13 protein-coding genes are annotated in these 21738 nt (G+C 69.3%); 7 read left to right on the top strand and 6 right to left on the bottom strand.

What is annotated here, in order from left to right:
* Nucleotides 1-92: 92 nt before the first annotated feature.
* Nucleotides 93-3689: an indolepyruvate ferredoxin oxidoreductase family protein gene (locus ACLBW1_RS08080; RefSeq protein ID WP_447811314.1), complete on the bottom strand. Its 3597-nt coding sequence runs from the start codon at nt 3687-3689 to the stop codon at nt 93-95.
* A 153-nt stretch (nt 3690-3842) separates the two neighbouring features.
* Between ACLBW1_RS08080 and ACLBW1_RS08075 the strand changes: the two genes are divergently transcribed.
* The 7 genes from ACLBW1_RS08075 (at nt 3843) to purH (ending at nt 14130) form a co-directional block, all read left to right on the top strand.
* Nucleotides 3843-5489, top strand: a complete 1647-nt coding sequence (locus ACLBW1_RS08075; RefSeq protein WP_447811313.1) for an AMP-binding protein — start codon at nt 3843-3845, stop codon at nt 5487-5489.
* A complete protein-coding gene (locus tag ACLBW1_RS08070) occupies nt 5486-7456 on the top strand; it encodes an acetoacetate--CoA ligase (protein WP_447811311.1) in 1971 nt (656 codons plus the stop codon). Before ACLBW1_RS08075 ends, ACLBW1_RS08070 begins: the two co-directional genes overlap by 4 nt.
* Before the next feature lie 67 nt (nt 7457-7523).
* Nucleotides 7524-8762, top strand: coding sequence for an acyl-CoA dehydrogenase family protein (locus tag ACLBW1_RS08065; protein ID WP_447811310.1), 1239 nt, complete (start codon nt 7524-7526; stop codon nt 8760-8762).
* Nucleotides 8763-8992: 230 nt separating this feature from the next.
* Nucleotides 8993-10297: a DUF5336 domain-containing protein gene (locus ACLBW1_RS08060; RefSeq protein WP_447811309.1), complete on the top strand. Its 1305-nt coding sequence runs from the start codon at nt 8993-8995 to the stop codon at nt 10295-10297.
* Nucleotides 10298-10374: 77 nt separating this feature from the next.
* Nucleotides 10375-11808: a cell division protein PerM gene (locus ACLBW1_RS08055; RefSeq protein WP_447811308.1), complete on the top strand. Its 1434-nt coding sequence runs from the start codon at nt 10375-10377 to the stop codon at nt 11806-11808.
* Between the two features lie 139 nt (nt 11809-11947).
* A complete protein-coding gene (gene purN, locus ACLBW1_RS08050; RefSeq protein WP_447812135.1) occupies nt 11948-12571 on the top strand; it encodes a phosphoribosylglycinamide formyltransferase in 624 nt (207 codons plus the stop codon).
* On the top strand, nt 12568-14130 hold the full coding sequence (gene purH / locus ACLBW1_RS08045; RefSeq protein ID WP_447811307.1) for a bifunctional phosphoribosylaminoimidazolecarboxamide formyltransferase/IMP cyclohydrolase: 1563 nt from the start codon (nt 12568-12570) through the stop codon (nt 14128-14130). Before purN ends, purH begins: the two co-directional genes overlap by 4 nt.
* 91 nt (nt 14131-14221) lie before the next feature.
* On the opposite strand, the gene ACLBW1_RS08040 is transcribed toward purH, so the two are convergent.
* From ACLBW1_RS08040 to glpK, 5 genes are all read right to left on the bottom strand, one after another.
* Entirely contained in the window at nt 14222-16270 is a 2049-nt protein-coding gene (locus tag ACLBW1_RS08040; RefSeq protein ID WP_447811306.1) for an ArnT family glycosyltransferase, read from the bottom strand.
* 113 nt (nt 16271-16383) lie between these two features.
* The gene (locus tag ACLBW1_RS08035; protein WP_447811305.1) at nt 16384-17526 is read right to left on the bottom strand and encodes an NAD(P)/FAD-dependent oxidoreductase; all 1143 of its coding nucleotides are present in this window, start codon (nt 17524-17526) and stop codon (nt 16384-16386) included.
* A gap of 57 nt (nt 17527-17583) precedes the next feature.
* Nucleotides 17584-18324 (bottom strand): MIP/aquaporin family protein, encoded by a 741-nt coding sequence (locus tag ACLBW1_RS08030; RefSeq protein ID WP_447812134.1) that lies wholly within the window; start codon nt 18322-18324, stop codon nt 17584-17586.
* Nucleotides 18325-18329: 5 nt separating this feature from the next.
* Nucleotides 18330-20081: a glycerol-3-phosphate dehydrogenase/oxidase gene (locus ACLBW1_RS08025; RefSeq protein WP_447811304.1), complete on the bottom strand. Its 1752-nt coding sequence runs from the start codon at nt 20079-20081 to the stop codon at nt 18330-18332.
* Between the two features lie 49 nt (nt 20082-20130).
* The gene (gene glpK, locus ACLBW1_RS08020) at nt 20131-21645 is read right to left on the bottom strand and encodes a glycerol kinase GlpK (protein ID WP_447811303.1); all 1515 of its coding nucleotides are present in this window, start codon (nt 21643-21645) and stop codon (nt 20131-20133) included.
* Nucleotides 21646-21738: the final 93 nt, after the last annotated feature.

Here is a 21738-nt window from a genome sequence, read left to right as displayed (position 1 = left end):
GGCGTGTCCACATGCATCCCGACCGATCGATCACCTGGACCCACCGCGACACCGGCGTCGAACTCACCACCCACCCGGTGCGCTGACCCTGCTCAGATCCCCAGTGCATTCCTCTGTCGCGCCAGTTCCTGTCGGTAGCGGGCGACGTTGGCCATCTTGATCGACTCGTAACCTCGCACCATGTCGGGCAGCTCGGCGAGCGCCACGGCGGCGTCGAGGTGAGTGTCGTCGATCGCGCCACGCGTCACCGCCGCGACCATGCTGTCCAGCACATCCCGATACTCGACGATGAGTGCGCGTTCGGTGCGACGCACCTCGGCCCGACCGAACGGGTCCAATCGGGTGCCCCGCAGCCTCTTGGCCCCCGCCAGACCTGCGAGCGCGGGCCGCGCCCAGCCACCCAACGACAGCTTGTTCCGCATACCCATCGCACGCAGCGTCGGTGGGTGCAGGCGAACGGCGACCTTCGCGTCGTCACCGAACTGGCCGGCGACCTCCGCCGCGAACGCCGCGTCGGCGGTGAGGCGAGCCACCTCGTACTCGTCCTTGTAGGCCATCAGCTTGAAGAGGTTGCGCGCGACGGCGATCGTGAGACGCGGTGAGCCCAGGGCCGTCTCCGTCGCCCGAACCCCGGCGACGTCATCGAGGAAGGCCTGCGCGTACCGCCGATCCTGGTAGGCGACCAACTCGTCGACACGCCGGAGCAGGACGTCGCGCAGCTCCTCGTCGATGTCGCCGAACGGCGACAGCATCGCCGTGGCCGTCGGTGACGGGTCGACCGCCACGGGTGCCGGTCGGGCCTGCTCGATCGCGGCCGCGACACCGGCCGGATCGGCGACCACCTGACGGCCCCGCCGGAACGCCTGCAGGTTCGCGGCGACGGCGACGCCGTTCACGACGATGGCCCGCTCGAGCGATTCAGCCGAGATCGTCAGCGCACCGGTCTGATACGCCGCGCCGACCATCAGCATGTTCGCGTACTGCTCGTCGCCGAAGAGGCCGGTCGCCAACGACATCGGGTCGAGATAGACCGCCCGTCCGGTCGCGCGGTCGATCGCATCGTGGATCTGTCGGTCGGAGGGGAACCCGATGGAGGTGTCGACCACCATGGCGCCGGTCGGGATCGCACTCGTGGACACGACGGCCGTGGTGCGGTCCGGGCTCGCGACCTTCAGGTTCATCGGGTCGGCACCGACGAGCGGATCACACGACAGGTAGAGGTCGCAGTCACCTGAGGCGATCTTCGCCGCCTGCTCGATCGGGCCGTCGGAGGTCGATACCCCGATCTTGATGTCGCTCACCACCGCGCCGCCCTTCTGGGCGAGACCGGTCATGTCGACCGTGCGCGCGTCGTGACCGTCGAGCACACCCGCGGTTGCGAGCACCTGAGACACCGTGACGACACCTGTGCCCCCGATGCCGGTCACGCGAAGACGGAAACCGTTGGGTGCGAGGCGTCGACGAGCGGGTTCGGCGACGGCATCAGCGGCGATCTCGGCGACCACCCGCCGTGCCGGTGTGGTTCCCGCGGTGACGGTCACGAACGACGGGCAGTCACCCTTCAGGCACGAGAAATCGAGATTGCACGAGCTCTGATCGATGTGGGTCTTCCGTCCGAACTCGGTCTCCACCGGATGCACCGACAGGCAGTTGGACGTCTCGCCGCAGTCGCCGCAGCCCTCGCAGATGCGTTCGTTGATCATGACGCGCTGCGCGGGGACCGGTGCGTTGCCGCGCTTGCGCTTGCGGCGCTTCTCGGCCGCGCAGTGCTGATCGTGCACCAGGACGGTCACGCCCGCGACGGCGGCCAACTCGTTCTGCACGTCGAGCATGTCGTCGCGGTGCCGCACGGTCACCCCGGCCGGGAGTCCCAGCGCGCGGGTGCGGGTCGGATCGTCGGAGGTCACGACCACACGACGGACGCCCTCTGCGAGCAGCAGCGCCGTCAACTGCGGCAGTCCCTGCGCACCGACGGCGTCCTGACCGCCGGTCATCGCGACGGTGCCGTTGTAGAGCAGCTTGTAGGTGATGTTCTCGCCGGAGGCCACGGCGTAGCGCAGTGCGAGCGAACCGGAGTGCATGAAGGTGCCGTCGCCGACGTTCTGCACGAAGTGGCGCTCGGTGAGGAACGGCGCCATACCCAACCACTGCGCGCCTTCACCGCCCATCTGCGTGACGCCGGTGACGTCACCGACCTGCGCGGGATCCATCAGCAGAACCATCGCGTGGCAACCGATCCCGGCGCCCACGAGGGTGTCGTCGGAGACCTTGGTGGAGCTGTTGTGCGGGCAGCCCGAACAGAAGTACGGGCTGCGTACCGCCAGGGGAAGCTCGATGCGGGTGCGCTTGCGGCCCTGACGGTCGACCCAGTCGACCGCGGCGGGCACGCGGTGGCGGCGGGCGAGGCGCGAGGCCAGTCCTCGCACCACCGCGTCGATGTCGAGTTCGCCGAAGCGCGAGAACAACGTCGACCCGTCTTCATTCGCCTTACCGACGATGGCCGGTGCATCGGGTCGCCGGGAGACGGAGCCTGCGAAGCTCGACCCATGTGGGTAGTAGAGGATGTCACGCATCATCGTCTCGATGAAGTCGCGTTTCTCCTCCACGACGATGACCTCGTCGAGCCCGGCCACGAAGTCGTCGAGCACCTGACGTTCGAAGGGGTACACCATGCCGAGCTTGAGGATGCGGATCCCGAGTGCCCCCAGCTCGTCGTCGCCGATCCCGATGAGCCGCAACGCCTCCCGTACGTCGAGGTAGGTCTTGCCCGCGGCGACGATGCCGATGCGGTCGTCGGCCGTGCGCGACACGATGCGGTTGAGACCGTTGAGTCGCGCGTATTCCTGCGCCCGCGGCTTGCGGATGGTCAGCTGGTTCTGTTCGAGTTCCATCAGGTTCGCGCCGAGCAGCTTGCCGCTCGGGATGTGCGGGCTGGTGCCCAGATCGCCGTACACCGGGACGATCCGGTCGGGGTCGACGACAGCGGTCGAGGCGCCGTCGGCGACATGGGCGGAGATCTTCATCGACGTCCACAGCCCCGACACGCGCGACATCATCGCGGCGTGGATGCCGAAGTCGAGGATGTCCTGCGAGTCCGCGGGGTAGAGGATCGGCATGTAGAGATCGGCCAGGGCCATCTCCGACGCGCAGGGGACGGTGGAGCTCTTCGCGCCCGGGTCGTCGCCGACGAGGGCCACCGCGCCGCCGTGGTGATGGGTGCCGATGAGGTTCGCGTGCCGGAGGGCGTCGGTGGCGCGGTCGAGACCGGGGGCCTTGCCGTACCAGTAGCCGACGACACCGTCGCGGACCTGGCCGTCGGCGTCGGCGGCGAGGTGGCCGACCCGCGCGGCGACCTGCGAGCCCATCACCGAGGTCGCGGCGAGTTCCTCGTTCAGGGCGGGGCGGTGGGTGATGTCGAGCGGATCGAGGTGCCGCCGACGGCGGGCGATCTCGAGGTCGTAGCCGGCGAGTGGCGATCCCTCGTAGCCGGAGAGGAACGACGCGGTGCGCAGGCCCGCGCGGCGATCGAGTCGGGCGCGGTCTCCGACCATCCGGACCAGTGCCTGGATGCCGGTGAGGTAGATCGTGCCGGATTCACAGGTGTAACGGTCGTCGAGCGAGAAGGCGGTTGCGCTGTCTCGGTGCGGGTCGGTCGGGCCGTCGCTCGGACGGTCGGTTGCGAGGGTCATAGGGGTCACCTGGGCCTTTGCGTATGTGTCCGGCCGCGGCCCCGGGGGTGGTGGGGACGGCCGTCCTTTGTGATCGGTGGTGTCACCGGTGTCGGTGACACCACCGTAGGCGGGAATCGTGACCTGTGTCACGCAGGGATGCATCATGTCGGTATGACGCAGTCCGCCCCTCAGACCTCCTACGCCCGCGGCGAGGACGCACCGCCCCTGCTCGAGGAGACGATCCCGGCGACGCTGGCCGCCACGGTCGCCCGCGTCCCCGACAACGACGCCCTCATCGACTGCGCAGCGGACCGGCGGTGGACCTATCGGGAGTTCGCCGCGGTGGTGCACGCTCTCGCCGCCGGTCTCCACGCGCGGGGACTGCGCCCCGCCGATCGCCTCGGGCTGTGGTCGCCGAACCGGTGGGAGTGGGTGGTCACGCAGTACGCGTGCGCCGAGATCGGCGTCATCCTCGTCAACCTGAACCCCGCCTACCGGCAGCGAGAGATCGAATACGCCCTCGTCCAGTCGGGTGTTTCGACCGTCATCGCGGCGCCGTCGTTCAAGGATTCGGATTACCGCGCCATGCTCGCCACCGCGCGTACATCGTGTCCGGACCTGCGCGAGGTCGTCGTGATGGGCGACAGGGAGTGGGAGGAGCTGCTCGCCACCCCGACTCCCGAGCGGTCGGCGGAGGTCGCCGAGGTGACGGCGGGGCTGGCGGCAGACGACCCGATCAACATCCAGTACACATCTGGGACAACGGGTTTCCCGAAGGGGGCGACGCTGTCACACCGCAACATCGGCAACAACGGATACCTCGTCGGGGAACTCTGCGGGTACACCGCCGCCGACCGGATCGCGATACCGGTGCCGTTCTACCACTGCTTCGGGATGGTGATGGGCAATCTCGCGGCGACGAGTCATGGTGCCGCGATGGTGATCCCCGCCCCGGCCTTCGACCCCGATGCAACCCTGCGCGCAGTCGAACAGCACCGGTGTACCAGTCTGTACGGCGTGCCGACCATGTTCATCGCCGAGCTCGCCCTCCTCGACTCCGCCGGCCCGGACGCCTACGACCTGTCGTCGTTGCGCACCGGGATCATGGCGGGGTCGCCGTGTCCGGAACATGTCATGCGCCAGGTGGTCACGCGGATGAACATGGACGAGGTGTCGATCTGCTACGGCATGACCGAGACGTCGCCGGTGTCGACGCAGACCCGCACCGACGACTCCCTCGACCGCCGCGTCGGCACGGTCGGTCGCGTCGGTCCGCATCTCGAGATCAAGATCGTCGACGGGGACGACGCGACGGTCGACCGCGGTGTCGCAGGCGAGTTCTGCACCCGCGGCTACAGCGTGATGAGCGGCTACTGGGATGAGCCGGCGAAGACGTCGGAGGTGCTCGGCGACGACGGGTGGATGCACACCGGCGACATCGCCGTCATGGACGACGACGGGTACGTGCAGATCACCGGACGCATCAAGGACATGGTGATCCGCGGCGGCGAGAACATCTACCCCCGGGAGATCGAGGAGTTCCTCTACACCCATCCCGACATCCTCGACGCCCAGGTTATCGGCGTCCCCGACGAACGGTACGGCGAGGAGATCATGGCGTGGGTGCGGCTGCGCGACGGGGCGCCGGCGATGACGGCGGAGTCGTTGCGGGAGTTCGCGTCCGGGGTGATCGCGAAACACAAGATCCCGCGGTACGTCCACATCGTCGACGAGTTCCCGATGACCGTGACCGGCAAGGTGCGCAAGGTCGTGATGCGCGAGCAGGCCGCGCAGATGATCGCAGGAGACGCCGGATGAACACCGCGCCGGAGACCACCGCGATCGAACGGTTCGCGCACTGCCTGCCCGACGGCGTCGGGCGCGACTACGCCTCGATGTGGCAGTGGTCGATCGACGAACCCGCTCGGTTCTGGCGCGCCCTCTGGGACTTCTTCGACCTCGAGAACCGCGGCGCACCACTGGGTCCCGGTGACGACGCCGTGCTTCCCGACCCCACCATGCCCGGCGCCCGATGGTTCCCCGGCGTCGAACTCAACTACGTCGACCAGATCCTGCGTCACGCCCACGAGGGACACGGGCCGGCGTTGATCGGTATCGACGAGGCGGGGGAGCGGACCGTCATCGACCGCGCCGACCTGCCCGGACAGATCGGAGCCCTCGCCGCCGCACTCGCCGATGCCGGTGTGGGAAAAGGCGATGTGGTCGTCGGCTACCTTCCCGACATCGTCGAGGCCATGACCGTGTTCCTCGCGACCGCCTCGCTCGGCGCCATCTGGTCGGGCTGTGGCGCCGACTACGCACCCGACGGCGCCGCCGCCCGCCTCGGCCAACTCGCCCCGACCGCACTCGTCGTCGCCAACGGCTACCGCTACAACGGCAAGTGGATCGACAAACGCGCACACGTCGCTGAACTCGTCACCGCGTTGCCGACCCTGCGTGCCGTCGTCACCGTGCACATCGACGGCGGCCCCGTGCTGTCGACCGACGGATGGGACGCCCTCGCGGTCATCGACCACGGCGCAGTCGTCACCGAGCCCCGGACGCCGCAGGTCACCGACGTCGCCTTCGACCATCCGCTGTGGGTGCTCTTCAGCTCCGGCACCACTGGCCGTCCGAAGGGGATCGTCCACGGCCACGGCGGTGTCGTACTCGAACACCTCAAGGTCATCTCGCTGCACTCCGACCTCGGCCCGCGCGACGTCTTCTTCTGGCAGACCGCGCTCAGCTGGATGATGTGGAACTACCGCGTCGCCGGATTGCTCTGCGGCGCAACGGTGATCTGCTATTCGGGCTCCCCGCTGTATCCCGACGCCGACCGGCTGTGGTCGCTGCTGGAGCGTGAGGGCGTCACCTACTTCGGGACCAGTCCCGGTCAGCTGCAGGCCTCCCGCAAGGCGGGACTGCATCCGGGCACCGATCACGACCTGCGCCGACTCGCGACCCTGGGCAGTACCGGCTCGACGCTGGCCGCCGACCTGTTCGACTGGGTCGCCGAGAACGTCGGCGCCGACGTCGCGGTGTCGTCGGTCAGCGGCGGCACCGATGTCGTCACCGCCTTCGTAGGCGGATCCGTCGGCGAGCCGGTCGTCCCCGGTGAGCTCTCGGTGCGTTATCTAGGTGTGGCCCTGCACAGCTGGGCGCCCGACCGGACCGAACTCATCGACGAGGTCGGGGAGATGGTCATCACCACCCCGATGCCGTCGATGCCCGTGTCGTTCTGGGCCGACGACGACGGAAGTCGCTATCGCGCCGCCTACTTCGAGCACGTCTGGACCACCGGGGAGGCGCCCGGGGTGTGGCGTCACGGCGACTGGGTGACGGTCACCGACCGCGGATCGGTGGTGATCCACGGCCGCAGCGACGCGACCCTCAACCGTCACGGCATCCGTATGGGATCGGCCGACATCTACGAGGTCGTCGAGGCCGTGCCCGAGATCGCCGAGGCGTTCGTCCTCGGCGTCGACGGACCCGCCGGCGCCTACTGGATGCCGCTGTTCGTCACCCTCGTCGACGGCGCCACCCTCGACGACGACCTGATCTCGCGTATCGCCTCCGACGTCCGCACCCGACTCTCCCCGCGACACGTCCCCGACGAGGTGATCGAGGCCCCGGGTATCCCGCACACCCGCACCGGGAAGAAACTCGAGGTCCCGGTCACCGGCATCCTGGCCGGGCGGTCCGACGTCGCCATCGACCCGCGGTCGATGGACGACCCCTCGTTGCTGGAGTGGTACACCGCCCGGGGCGCCGCTCACCGTTGGTGAGCGGGACTTCAACTCACACGGCGCGCAACCGGTCACAAGTGCGGCAGGCGTTGCTGTCATGGTCGCCATGACATCGACACTCTCCCGTGACACCAGCACCCATCCCGACCGCAGCGCATGGACGCAGACGCCGAGCGACTCCGCCGGCTGGATCCAGCGCGCCCACGAGGTCGCCTCGATCCTCGCCGCCGACGCCGTCGAACGTGACCGTGCCGGGGCGACCCCGCACGCCGAGGTCGCCCTGCTCAAGGACTCGGGCCTGGTCACCCTCCTCGGCCCCGTCGAGCACGGCGGGGGCGGCCAGAACTGGGTCACCGCCTACCAGGTGATCCGTGCGGTCGCGGCCGGCGACGGATCGGTCGGCCAGCTCCTGGGCTACCACCTGCTGTGGTTCTGGGCGGCGCGCCTCGTCGGTACCCGCGAGCAGATCGAGGCCGTGGAAACCGCGGCGACACAGAACAAGTGGTTCTTCGGCGGCGCGGTCAACCCACGTGACAGCGACGTGAAGATCACCGACAACGGCGACACCATCAGCTACACCGGCGCCAAGTCGTTCTCGACCGGATCGCACGTCTCCGACGTCACCGTGCTCGAGGGCGTCCTCGAGACCACCGGCGCCCACGTCTTCGCGATCGTGCCCAGCAACAGCGAAGGTCTCACCTTCCACCACGACTGGGACAACCTGGGTCAGCGCCTCACCGAGAGCGGCAGCGTCACCATCGACAACGTGACCACCGAGTGGGCGTCGGCGGCGGGCTTCGTGGACAAGGAGTTCCAGCCCCGCGTCTACAACACGCTCAACGTGCCGATCATCCAGCTCGTGTTCGTGAACTTCTACCTCGGCATCGCCCGCGGCGCCCTGCAGACCGCCGCCGACTACACGCGCGACGTCACCCGTCCGTGGCTGCACGGCGGCCACGACCGCGCCGTCGACGAGCCCTACGTCATCGACACCTACGGGGACCTGACCACCAAGCTGTGGGCCGCCGAGGCGCTCGCCGACGCCGTGGCGCTCGAGCAGCAGGAGATCCACGACAACGCCTGGGACGTCACCGCCGAGGAACGCGGCGCACACGAGGTGCGGGTCGCCGCCGCCAAGGCCGCAGCCACCGACGTCGCGCTCGAGATCACCACGCGCATCTTCGAGGTCACCGGCGCCCGCTCGACCTCGTCGAAGGTCGGACTCGACCTGTTCTTCCGCAACGTCCGTACGCACACGCTGCACGATCCGGTCGCCTACAAGCGTCGCGAGGTCGGTCGCCACCAGCTGATCGGCGAACTGCCGGAGCCCACCTGGTACAGCTGACGCGTCCGACATCATCGGTCCGTCCGACATCGTCCGACTCGCCCGACACGACCGCTGAACCCGCCGGTCGTGTCGGGTTTCGTCGATGTCGGAGGGGATGCTCGCGGACATCGGTACGTTAGCGTGGGCAGCGATGATCGACCGCCGGTCGATCGCGGGAACGCGATCGCCTGAGGTCACGAGTGCACCAACGCGGTCACACGCGAACGAATCCGGTGAGGAGACACCACATGACGTATCAATCCGGCGGGGGCCACGACCGACCAGGTTCGGGCTCGACACCCGCGAGCGGCTCGGAGTACGGAACCCCGGGTTCCTACGGCCAGCAGGGCCAGCAGTGGGGCCAGCAGGGCTATCCCCAGGGCTATGGACAGCAGGCCGGGCAGCAGCCCACCTACGGGCAGCCCGGTCAGCAGGGCTACCAGGGCTACGGCGCGCAGCCCGGTCAGCCGAGCTACGGGCAGCCGCAGCAGCCCGGTCAGCAGGGCTACGGCCAGCAGCCGACCTACGGGCAGCCCGGTCAGCAGGGCTACCAGGGCTACGGCGCGCAGCCGGGCCAGCAGGCCGGGCAGTCGGGCTACGGTCAGCAGCCCGGTCAGCAGGGCTACGGCCAGCAGCCGTGGGGCCAGCAGGCCTGGGGCCAGGGCCAGGGCCAACAGGGCGGCCAGCAGCCGTGGGGTCAGCCCACTCCGGTGAAGAAGCCGAGCCAGGGTCTGCCCGCGGCGATCGGCACCTACCTCGTCTACATCCTCACCGCGCTCGGTCTGGTGAACCTGTTCCTCGGCTTCGCCAACGGCATCAGCTTCGGTGACACCGCGGGCAGCAGCACCCTGTTCCAGTCGATCATCGGCGTCCCGCTGCTCGTGTTGGCCGGCGCCGGTCTGATCGCAGGCACGACACTGTTGCCGAACATCACCGGGAAGGTCTCCCACGTCGTTGCGCCGCTCTCGGTGGTCGCCGCGCTCATGGCGCTGTTCCAGATCGTGACCCTGCCCGAGGGTGTGAGCGCCGGCATCGGCGCGATCCTGCTCCTGGTGTTCGGTCTCATCCAGGCCGTCGTGGCCGTCGTGCTCCTGCTCGTCGACGCGAAGGTCCTCAAGACCGCGCCGCTGCAGGGGTCGACCGGTTCCGACACCGACCGCACCGCCGACACCGGTCGTCAGTCGGCCACCGCCGACTCGGCCGCGCAGACCGCCGTCACCCCGTCGGCCTACGGCTACGGCCAGTCAACGGGCCAGTCGACGGGCCAGGCAACGGGTCAGTCGACCGGTTCGAGCGATGCGCACGCCAGTGGTTCGGCGAGCCAGACCGCAGCCACCCCGGCGCACGGGCAATCGGCCCAGGCGCAGCCCTCGCAGCCGACATACGGGCAGTCGGCGGGCACCACCGAATCCGGCGCGGGCGCGTCGGCGACCGGCGGCGACGCCGCCAGTGGGCTGCCCACCGCGGGAACGCAGCCCGGTCCCTCGCCGTACGGCGAGCGCACCACCTCGTTCCAGAGCCCGGACCACCCGGGGTCGTCGGACGCACGCTGATCCACCGGTCGGGCGCGTCGAGGTGACTCGGCGCGCCTGACCCAGGTCAGGGCCCGTCGATGACACCCTGATCGTCGATGGTCATCTCCACCGGCGACACCCTGTCCACCCGTCTTCGGGAACTGCGCCGTGCGCAACGTCGACACGACGCGCACAGTGCCGGTTCCACACGCGAACTCGTCGTCGTCGCCTTCGGTGTCGGCGCCGCGACGATGCTGCTCATCGTCGTCCTCGCCCTTGCGTCGCTGCTCGCCGCGGGCAGCTCCATGACCGGGCTGACCGCCGCCGTCGGCGCCATGTGGCTCTCCGCCCACCAGGTCCCGCTGACCATCAGCGAGGTGACCATCGGCATCCTCCCGCTGCTGCCGACCCTCCTGATCGTCGCGATCGTCGCCCGTGTGACGGCAGGCGCCGCGTCCCGTCGCGGACGCTCGGAGATCACCGCGGTCCTCCTCGCCGCCGTCGCGGGCCCGCTCCTCATCACCGTCCTGAGTCTCGCGCTGGTGATGGACGGATCCACCGTCCTCACCGTGCAGAGCCCCAACGTCCTGCTCGCGCTGGCCTGCACGGTCGCCGTGCACGGTGTCGGTGCCGGCCTGGGCGTGAGCCACGGTCGGTGGGCCCGGATCGGTACCCGTCTCGGGGTCGCCGAATGGGCACCCAACGCGTTCCGCGCCGCCGCGGTCGCGGTGATCGGTCTGCTGAGCGCCGGTGCACTGCTGCTGGTGGTGCGGCTGATCTGGCAGTTCTCGGTCGTCGGCGACGTCCTCACCCAGGGCAACGGGTTCGCCGGGACATTGGGCCTCACCGTCCTGTCGGTGCTCTACCTGCCCAACATGGTGATCGGGGCGGCGGCCGTCCTCGTGGGCGCCGACGCCCACATCGGAACCGCGGGTGGCGACCTGTTCTCCGCGCACGGCGGTTCGGTGCCCCCTCTGCCGATCGTCGCCGTCCTCCCCTCGACGGTGTCGGTCGCTGCGCCCGGACTGATGCTCCTCACCGCGGTCGTCGCGATCGTCGCCGCCCGCCGCGCCGTCCACGTCGACCCGATGCGCGCCACGCGCACCGTGGCCGCGACCGCCGGGCTTGCCGCGGTCGCGATGGTGCTGCTCACCTGGATCGCCGGCGGTGAACTCGGCGAACTCGGCTCGGCCGGCGCGACGGTGCCCGCCGCCGGCGTCTTCACCTTCGGCTGGTTCGCCGTCGTCGGCATGGTCGTGACGCTGGTCCACGGACTCCTGCCGTCGACCCGCGCCGCCCGTCGCGCCTGGTACGCCGGCGACCTCGACACCGAGGGCCACGAGTTCGACGACGTCGATCACGACCTCGACGACCTCGACGATCAGGATCCGGACCCCGTCGACACCTCGCACGACGACGACACCGACCTCGTCGAGGACCGTGACGCCTTCCCCGGCGACGACGATCCCACCGTGGAGGTCGAAGCGGTGCGTGCACCGGCGTCGATGGTGTTCGGCGTGCAGTACACCGCCCCCGACGGTCGCGGCTGATAGCCGGCTGACGTCGTTCCGGGCACGCTGTCGGCCACCATCCGGTGCATTCGCCGCCGACGCAGCCCACTAGTCTCGGAAGCGCCACGAGCCCGTCCGCATCCCGGCGGGCTCGACACGTCATCGCGAGGAGTCGACCCTGAACGCCACGTCACCCGACGACCGCCCCGCGGTGGTCGTGCTGGCCTCGGGTACGGGTTCGTTGCTGGCGGCGATCATCGACGCCACCGCGGCCCCGAGCTTCCCCGCGCGGATCACCGGCGTCGTCGTCGATCGTGACTGCCGAGCCGCCGAGCTCGCCGCCGCGGCGGGAATCGAGCTGCGCCGCTGCATCGTCGCCGATCACGCAGATCGCAGCGCCTGGGACGTCGCGCTCACCGACACTGTCGCCGACCTCGGTGCCGATCTCGTCGTCACCGCGGGCTTCATGAAGATCCTGGGCGCGGCGTTCCTCGACCGGTTCACCGGACGGATCATCAACTCCCATCCCGCGCTGCTCCCGTCGTTCCCCGGAGCGCACGCCGTGCGCGACGCGCTGGCGCACGGCGTGAAGGTGACCGGCGCGACGGTGCATCTCGTCGACGACGGAGTCGACACCGGCCCCATCCTCGCGCAGGCGCCGGTGATGATCGACGACAGAGATGACGAGTTCTCCCTGCACGATCGCATCAAGACCGTCGAGCGTGTCCTGCTGGTCCAGGTCATCGCGGCGTTTGTGACCAGAACTGTTGTGTCCGAAGGACGAAAGGTCCGTTTCTCGTGAGTGAAGGCCCCCGCATCCCCATCCGTCGCGCGCTGATCAGCGTGTACGACAAGGCCGGTCTCACCGACCTCGCCGCCGCTCTGCACGGGGCGGGGGTGGAGATCGTGTCGACCGGCTCGACGGCGAAGACCATTGCCGCCGAGGGTGTCCCGGTGATCGAGGTGTCCGACCTCACCGGCTTCCCGGAATGCCTCGACGGGCGCGTGAAGACCCTGCACCCGCGGGTGCACGCGGGGATCCTCGCCGACTCCCGGAAGCAGTCACACCGCGATCAGCTCACCGAACTCGAGATCGCGCCGTTTGACCTCGTCGTCGGCAACCTGTACCCGTTCTCGGCGACCGTCGCCTCCGGCGCAGGCTTCGACGAGTGCGTCGAGCAGATCGACATCGGCGGCCCGTCCATGGTGCGAGGTGCGGCGAAGAACCATCCCTCGGTGGCCGTGGTGGTCGACCCCGAGGACTACGCGCAGGTGATCGCGGCCGTCGGTGACGGCGGCTTCACCCTCGCCGAGCGGACCGCGCTGGCCGCGAAGGCGTTCGCCCACACCGCCGAATACGACGTCGCGGTGGCCGGTTGGTTGGCCGCGCAGCTCGCCGGCGACGCCGCGCCCGCGTGGACCGGTCGGGCCTGGACCCTCTCGGCGCCGCTGCGCTACGGCGAGAACCCGCACCAGTCCGCGGCCCTCTATGTCGACGGCACCGGCTCGGGCGGGCTCGCCCGTGCCGAGCAGCTCCACGGCAAGGAGATGAGCTACAACAACTACACCGACGCCGATGCCGCGTGGCGCGCCGCACATGACTTCGATCGTCCCGCGGTCGCGATCATCAAGCACGCCAACCCCTGTGGCATCGCGATCGCCGGTGAGACCGGCGACATCGCCGAGGCGCATCGCAAGGCCCACGAGTGTGATCCGGTCAGCGCCTACGGCGGCGTCATCGCGACCAACACGTCGGTGAGCGTCGCGATGGCCGAGCAGATCGCGGAGATCTTCACCGAGGTCCTCGTCGCGCCCGGTTTCGACGACGGCGCCCTCGGCGTCCTCACCCGCAAGAAGAACATCCGCATCCTGTTGGCGACACCGCCGGAGCGCGCGGGAAGCGAACTGCGTCCCATCTCCGGCGGACTGCTCGTGCAGCAACGCGACATCGTCGACGCCGACGGCGACGACCCGCGGAACTGGCAACTCGCGACCGGTGAACCCGCCGACGCCGCCACCCTCGCCGACCTGCAGTTCGCCTGGCGCGCATGCCGTTCGGTGAAGAGCAACGCGATCCTGCTCGCCTCCGACGGCGCGTCGGTCGGGGTCGGGATGGGGCAGGTCAACCGCGTCGACTCGGCGCATCTCGCCGTCCAGCGCGCCGGTGACCGCGCCGCGGGCAGCGTCGGCGCCTCGGATGCGTTCTTCCCGTTCCCCGACGGCCTGACGGTGCTGACCGCCGCGGGCGTCCGCGCGATCGTGCAGCCCGGCGGGTCGATCCGCGACAACGAGGTCATCGACGCCGCCACCGAGGCCGGCATCACGCTCTACCTGACGGGATCCCGCCACTTCGCCCACTGATCGGACTGAACGCGCGCCCACCGCGCAACCGCGCGCTCCGTTCGGTGCGCGAATGAACGGTGGACGCGCGCCGGGCGGAGCGCGAACGCGGTCAGGTGGTGGGGTGGCGGAGGTCGTAGACCTCGTAGCTGCCCACCTTCTCGGCTCGGTAGTGCTCCTGGACCCACTGTTGGATCTGGCCGGTGACCGAGCGTGAGTTGTAGCGCGACAACAGTTCCTGCGCCTGGGAGGCCTCGCGGGTGGTCAGGCCGAGGCTTCGGCCGAGGGTGGCGTCGCTCGAACCGCGTCCCGACGACCCTCCGCCCGACGACGACAGCAGATAGTAGGTGACGTCGCCGTTGCGCACGTACTGCTCGAACTGCGCGAGCGTGGGTGCCGGGTCGTTGGTGAACCCGCCGATCGCCATCACCGGTGTGCGGGTGTCGAGTTCGATCTGTGCGGCAGCCGAGGACCGGCTGACCGCAGCCGACCAGCGCGAGGTGGTGGCGTCGAGCAGCGAGGTCAGCTCCGCCGACTTCCCACCCCCGCCGCCGAAGAACGACCCGAACCCGCCTGCGTCCTTCGAGTGATGGTCCTCCGACGCCGGGCTGACCGACGGGCCACCACCGGTGTGCGGTGTCGCGACGACCTCGGCGGCGTAGGCCGCGGGCGCGGCGAGCGCTGCGAACACCGAGACGGCCGCGACCCCGATCAGCGCCCGACGCCCCAGCAGACGCCGGTCACCACGGAGCCCGATCACCAGGATCGCGACCACCGCGACGACCGTCGCGGCCAGTGCGGCCCAGGTGATGCCGGGCAGCCAGCTCGACTGCCGCTCCATGAGGACGAAACCCCAGATGCCGGCCGCGGCCACGATCGCCGCGAGACCGACGGCGCCCGTCGCGCGGTGACGCTGCCGCCAGCACTCGACGACGCCGATGCCGACGAGCCCGGCGATGGGCGGTGCGATGGCCAGCGAGTAGTACGGGTGCGGGTTGGACTTCATGTACGACAGGACGATCCCGTCGACGATCAGCCACGTGCCGAAGAGGATGGCCCCGGCCCGGACGATGTCGGTGCGCGGACGCCGTCCCCGAAGAGCGATCACCGCGACGAGCGCGACGAGGGCCGCGGGGAGCAGCCACGAGATCTCGATGCCGAACTCGCCGGTGAACAGGCGGGTGATCCCGGGACCGTCGGCGAACATCGATCCGCCGCCGCGCGAACCGGCGCGGCTGCGCACCCGCTCCATCAACTCGGTCGCCAGTGGCGAATCGGCGATCGACCGGCCGGCGCCGCCGCCCTGCTTGCCCTCGATGCGGGCGAGACCGTTGTAGCCGAGCACCAGGTTCATGAAGTTGTTGTCGGTCGACCCCGCGAGATACGGGCGCGACGACGCGGGCCACAGCAGGGTCAGCAGCACGTACCAACCGGCCGAGACGACCATCGCGACTGCGGCGATGAGCAGGTCACGGACCCGCTTCCCGAGGCCGGCGGGTGCGGCGACGAGGTAGACGAGCCCGAGGGCAGGCAGCACCATCAGGCCCTCGAGCATCTTGGCGAGGAACGCGAACCCGACGGCGACACCGGCGAGTGCGAGCCAACGGGCCGAGGCGACGGCGGTCGCGCGGATGGCGCAGTACGCGCCCGCCGTCATCAGCAGCACCATCGCGGCATCGGGGTTGTTGAACCGGAACATCATGGCCGCGACCGGTGTCAGCGCGAGGGCGGCACCGGCGAGGAGTCCGGCCGGACGTCCCGCGACCCGGGTGCCCGCGGCGTACATCAGCGCCACCGATGCGACACCCATCAGCGCCTCGGGGATCAACATGCTCGCGCTCGAGTAGCCGAAGATCTGCCCCGACAGGCCCATCACCCATTGCGACACGGGCGGTTTGTCGACGGTGATGAAGTTCGACGGGTCGACCGACCCGAACAGCAGTGCCTCCCAGTTCCGCGATCCCGCCCACGCGGCGCCCGCGTAGAACACGTTGGCGCTGCCGTTGACGGTGATGTTCCACAGGTAGAAGACCGCGGTGGCGAGCAGCAGGACGCCGACGGCGACCCGGTCGAGGTTTCGCGCAGGCGTCAGGCCGGGCGGCGAGGACGACGTGCGGGTCACGGTCGGCCGGGTCTCGGGAGGAACGATGTCGGTGGTCACGACTGCACGCTGATCGGCGCTCCTGACAATCGGGTACCGGGTGTCTGTGAAAACGCTGTCAGAACACCTCGGAGAGGGATCATTCCGGCAATGTGCCCACGCGCGTGTCGGGTTCAGGGAGTTCGGAGTGCGGCCCGCGCCGGCGACAGGTCGTCGAACGACACCCCCAGCGTGGCCAGATAGGCGGGGACGGTCTCGCCGCGGACCGCGGCCGCGGTGATCCGCGCCATGGCGGCGCAGGTCTGGATCCCGTAGCCACCCTGTCCCGCGCACCAGAACAGTCCGGGCACGTCCGGGTCGGGCCCGACGACCGGGGTGCGGTCGGCCACGAACGATCGCAGTCCCGCCCACGACGACCGCACGTGTCGTGCGCCGATCGTGGTGCACTCGGCGATGACGTCGAGTGCGCGGGCGATCTCGAGTTCGTCGGGACGTGCGTCGTGGGGATCGACCGGGGTCTCGTCGGCCGGAGAGCACAGCAGCTGTGCGCCTTCGGGTTTGAGGTAGAAGGACTCGTCGATGTCGCTGACCGTCGGGATCGTCGCTCCGGTGAGATCATCGGGGCAGGCGACCATGAACACGGTGCGCCGGCGTGGACTCAGTCCGATCGCGCGTGCGCCGGCGATCGCGGCGACCGCATCGGCCCACGCCCCGGCCGCGTTGACGACTGCCGGCGCGCGATGGACGTCGCCCGAGGTGGTCGTCACCTCCCAGACGTCCCCGTCACGCACCATCGCCGACACCGCCGAGGAGGTGCGGACCTCGCCGCCGCGCTGCCGCAGGCCGCGCAGGAAACCCTGGTGCACGGCGTGGACGTCGATCTCCATCGATCCCGGCTCGTGGAGTGCGATCTCGACGGCCTCGACGCGCAGCGCGGGGAACAACGCGACGGCGTCGGTGGGGGAGAGCAGTTCGACATCTGGGGCGAGTCCGCGGACCGAGGCGAACATGTCCCGCACGGCGTCGCCACGGCCGGGGCGTGCGAACTGCAGCATCGGTCGCGGCGTGAGCAGCGGGCGGTCGAAGAAGTCGGGCGGGTCGAGGAGGGCATCGCGGCTGCCGGTGGTGAGGGCGCGGATGGGTCCGTTGCCGTAGGACTCGAGGAACAGCGCCGCCGAGCGGCCGGTGGAGTGGAACGCCGGCGTCGCCTCCTGGTCGAGCACGAGCACCGAACGGTCGGAACCGAGTTCACAGGCCGTCGACACGCCCGCGATACCCGCGCCGATGACGATCAGATCGCAATCCACCCGCCCCATTGTGCTCGGGGCGGGTGGATGTGTCGCGACTTTCCGCAGCGTCGAGGGTGGGATGCCTCAGACGTTCTGGGTGAGCAGGAACAGACCACCCGCGAGCGCACCGCCGATGATCGGGCCCACCACGGGAACCCACGCGTAGTTCCACTCGAGACTGCCCTTGCCCTTGATGGGCATCAGGGCGTACGCGATACGCGGCGCGAGATCGCGAGCCGGGTTGATGGCGTACCCGGTGGGGCCACCGAGGCTGTTGCCGATGACGAGGACCACGAAAGCGACTCCGGCGTAACCCAGTCCGGAGTTGCCCAGGTCGAGCGTGCCCCCGTTCTGCGAGATCGCCGGCGACCGCAGGATCCAGAACACCAGCACGAACGTGCCGATCACCTCGGTGACGGTGTTCCAGAAGTAGTTCTTCACCTGCGGTCCCGTGCAGAAGATGCCACGGGTGTTCTCCGGATGTGGATCCGCGTCGAAGTTCTTCTTGTAGGCCAGATAACAGAGCATGGCCCCGATGAACGCGCCGATCATCTGCGCGCAGATGTAGATCGGCACCTGCGACCACGGTGTCTTGTCCGCGATCGCGAGCCCGAGGGTGACCGCCGGGTTGAGGTGCGCACCGGACTGCCACGCGATCGACGCGCCCGCGAACACCGCGAGGCCCCAACCGAAGTTGATGAACAGGCCACCGCTGTTGTGGAAACCGGACTTCACCAGGTTGTTGCCCGCGACGACACCTGCGCCGAGGAGGATCAGCACCGCGGTGCCGATGATCTCCCACAGCCAGATCTGGCCGTCGGTCACCGTGCTCACGCGGAGACGTCCGCGACGGCGGCCGATCCGCGCACGCCGGGCGCACCCATGCGGGCGGCGTCGGCGGTCGCGTCGTCGGGCTGACGCTGCGACTCGATCTCCGCCGCGACACGCGCACGGTAGTTCTCGATCTCGCGCGCACGCTGCTCGGCGTCCCAGCCCAGCGGGCCGGCGACGATGTCGGCGACCTCCACCGCGGCACCGGTGCCGCGATCGGTCGTCTCGATCGACATCCGGGTGCGTCGGGCGAGGATGTCGACGAGGTGCAGCGCACCCTCGTGGGTCACCGCGTAGCGGATCTCGGCACCGAGGTACCGGTTGTCGCTCGCGGCGACGGGACGGGCCAGTTCGGGCTCGGCGTCGATGATCGCGAAGATCTCCGAGATCGCGCTGCCGTACCGGTGCAGGAGGTGCTCGATGGTCTTCACCGGCAGGTCGTGCTCGTTGGCGAGGCGCACCCGCGCCTCCCACAGGTCGTCGAACCCCTCGGCGCCCACCAGGGCGACCCGGTCGGTGCGCGAGGGTTCGACACTGCGACGACCGCTTCTGAGAACCCCCTCGACCGCGGCGTCGATGGCGTCGGCGGCCATCACCCGGTAGGTGGTGTACTTGCCGCCCGCGATCACGGTGAGACCCGGCGCGGCCGGAACCACGGCGTGCTCACGCGAGAGCTTGCTGGTCTGGTCGGACTCGCCGGCCAGCAACGGCCGCAGACCCGCGTAGACACCGACGATGTCGTCGCGCACCAGTGGCTTCTCGAGCATCACGTTGACCTCGGCGAGGATGTAGTCGAGATCGGCACTGCTCGCGGCGGGGTGCGCGAGGTCGAGGTCCCACTCGGTGTCGGTGGTGCCGATGATCCAGAAGTCGTCGCTCCACGGACACGGGATGACGAACAGCAGGCTCTTCTCGGTCTCGGTGATGAGGCCGACGGCGGAGTCGATGCGGTCGCGGGGTACCACGATGTGGACACCCTTCGACGCCTTTACCCGCAGACCGCTCGTGCTGCCCACCATCTCCTGCAGCTCGTCGGTCCACACGCCCGCGGCGTTGACCACGTGCTTCGCGCGGACCTCCACCTGCTCACCGGATTCGAGATCCTCGATGCGGGCACCGACCACCCGGTCGCCCTCACGCAGGTAGCTGGTGACACGTGCACTCGAGGCGCACAGTGCGCCGTAGCTCGCGGCGGTGCGCGACAGCATCATCGTGTGTCGGGCGTCGTCGACCTGACCCTCGTAGAACAGCACGCCACCGCGGATGGTGCCGCGCTTGGCGCCGGGGAAGATCGAGAACGTCTTCTTCTTGCCGATGTGTCGGAGGTGATGGGGCACACCGCGTCCTGCGCCGAGCAGATCGTAGAAGCCGATGCCGGCGCCGGCGTAGGCGCGGTCGTAGACGGGGGTGACGAGCGGGAAGATGAACTCGACCGGACGCACGAGGTGCGGTGCGACGGTGTTGAGCATCAGCTTGCGCTCCCGCAGCGCCTCGAAGACGAGCGAGAAGTTGAGCTGCTTGAGGTAGCGGAGGCCGCCGTGGAACAACTTCGAGCTGCGGCTGGAGGTGCCTGCGCCGTAGTCGATGGCCTCCACGAGGCCGACGCGCAGACCGCGGGTCGCAGCGTCGAGCGCGGCACCGCCACCGACGACGCCACCGCCGATGACGAGGACGTCGAGCTCCTGCGCCGCCATCGATGCCAATGCGGCGCGGCGTGATTCGGGGTTGAGGGCAAGGGGTTGCAAGGTCATGCGAATGTGCTCCTGATGATCAGATGTGGCTGGTGCGACGGTGTGTCGATCACACGTCGACCCAGTCGAGGGTGCGGGTGACAGCCTTCTGCCAGCGCCCGTAGTAGTCGGCGCGCTCGTCTTCGCTCCAGTGCGGCTCCCAGCGGGAGTCCTCTTTCCAGTGCGTCTCGAGCTCCTCGGTGTCCTTCCAGAACCCCACCGACAGCCCGGCCGCGTAGGCGGCGCCGAGTGCGGTGGTCTCGGCGACCACCGGTCGGCTCACCGGTATCCCGAGCACGTCGGACTGGATCTGCATGCACAGCGAGTTGGCGGTGACACCGCCGTCGACGCGCAGGACCTCGAGCTTCACACCGGAGTCCTTCTCCATGGCGTCGGCGACGTCGCGACTCTGGTAGCAGATGGATTCCAGTGTGGCCCGGGCGATGTGGGCGTTGTTGTTGAAGCGCGACAGACCGACGATCGCGCCGCGGGCATCCGACCGCCAGTAGGGCGCGAAGAGGCCGGAGAACGCGGGGACGAAGTAGACGCCGCCGTTGTCGGGGACCTCGCGGGCCAGCGATTCGCTCTGTGCCGCACCGGAGATGATGCCGAGCTGGTCGCGCAGCCACTGTACGGCCGAACCGGTGACGGCGATCGACCCCTCGAGTGCGTACACGGGCGGCTGGTCGCCGAACTGGTAGCAGACGGTGGTGAGCAGACCGTTCTTCGACCGCACCAGCTTCTCGCCGGTGTTGAGCAGCAGGAAGTTCCCAGTGCCGTAGGTGTTCTTGGCCTGCCCGGGGGAGAAGCAGACCTGGCCCACCATGGCGGCCTGCTGGTCGCCGAGCGCACTGGCGATGGGCACCTCCCCGGCGAGGGGGCCGGTGCGGGTGGTGTGGCCGTACGGTTCGGTCGGCGACGACGCGACGATCGTCGGGAGCATCTGCTTGGGGATGTCGAACAGGGCGATGAGCTCGTCGTCCCAGTCGAGGGTCTCGAGGTTCATGAGCATGGTGCGGCTGGCGTTTGTAACGTCGGTGACGTGCACTCCGCCGTCGACGCCGCCGGTCAGGTTCCAGATCACCCACGTGTCGATGGTCCCGAACAGGGCGTCGCCCGCCTCGGCGTCGGCCCGCACACCCTCGACGTTCTCGAGGATCCACTGCGCCTTGCCCGCGGCGAAATAGGTGGCCGGCGGGATGCCCGCCTTCTCGCGGATGACGTCGCCCTTACCCGAGCGCTCGAGCGCCGAGGCGATCTTGTCGGTGCGGGTGTCCTGCCAGACGATGGCGTTGTAGTAGGGCCGACCGGTGTTCTTGTTCCACACGACGGTGGTCTCGCGCTGGTTGGTGATACCCAGTGCGGCGAGGTCCTCTGCCTTGAGGTTCTTCTTGCGCAACCCGTTCTGCAGCACCGACGAGGTGCGCTCCCAGATCTCGATCGGATCGTGCTCGACCCAGCCGGCCTGCGGCATCACCTGTTCGTGCTCGAGCTGGTGGCGCGCGACCTCGGCGCCTTTGTGATCGAAGATCATGAATCGGGTACTCGTCGTACCCTGGTCGATGGCGCCTACGTAGCTGCTCATGGGTCCTTTTCCGCCGTTGGAAAGTCCTGGATCGGTGATCTGGATCTCACCGTGACATCGACGGTATGCACCCGTCCCGGTTGTGACGAGTGA

It is taken from the genome of Williamsia sp. M5A3_1d, from assembly GCF_053345315.1.
This window is presented reverse-complemented; position numbering and strand designations above follow the sequence as displayed.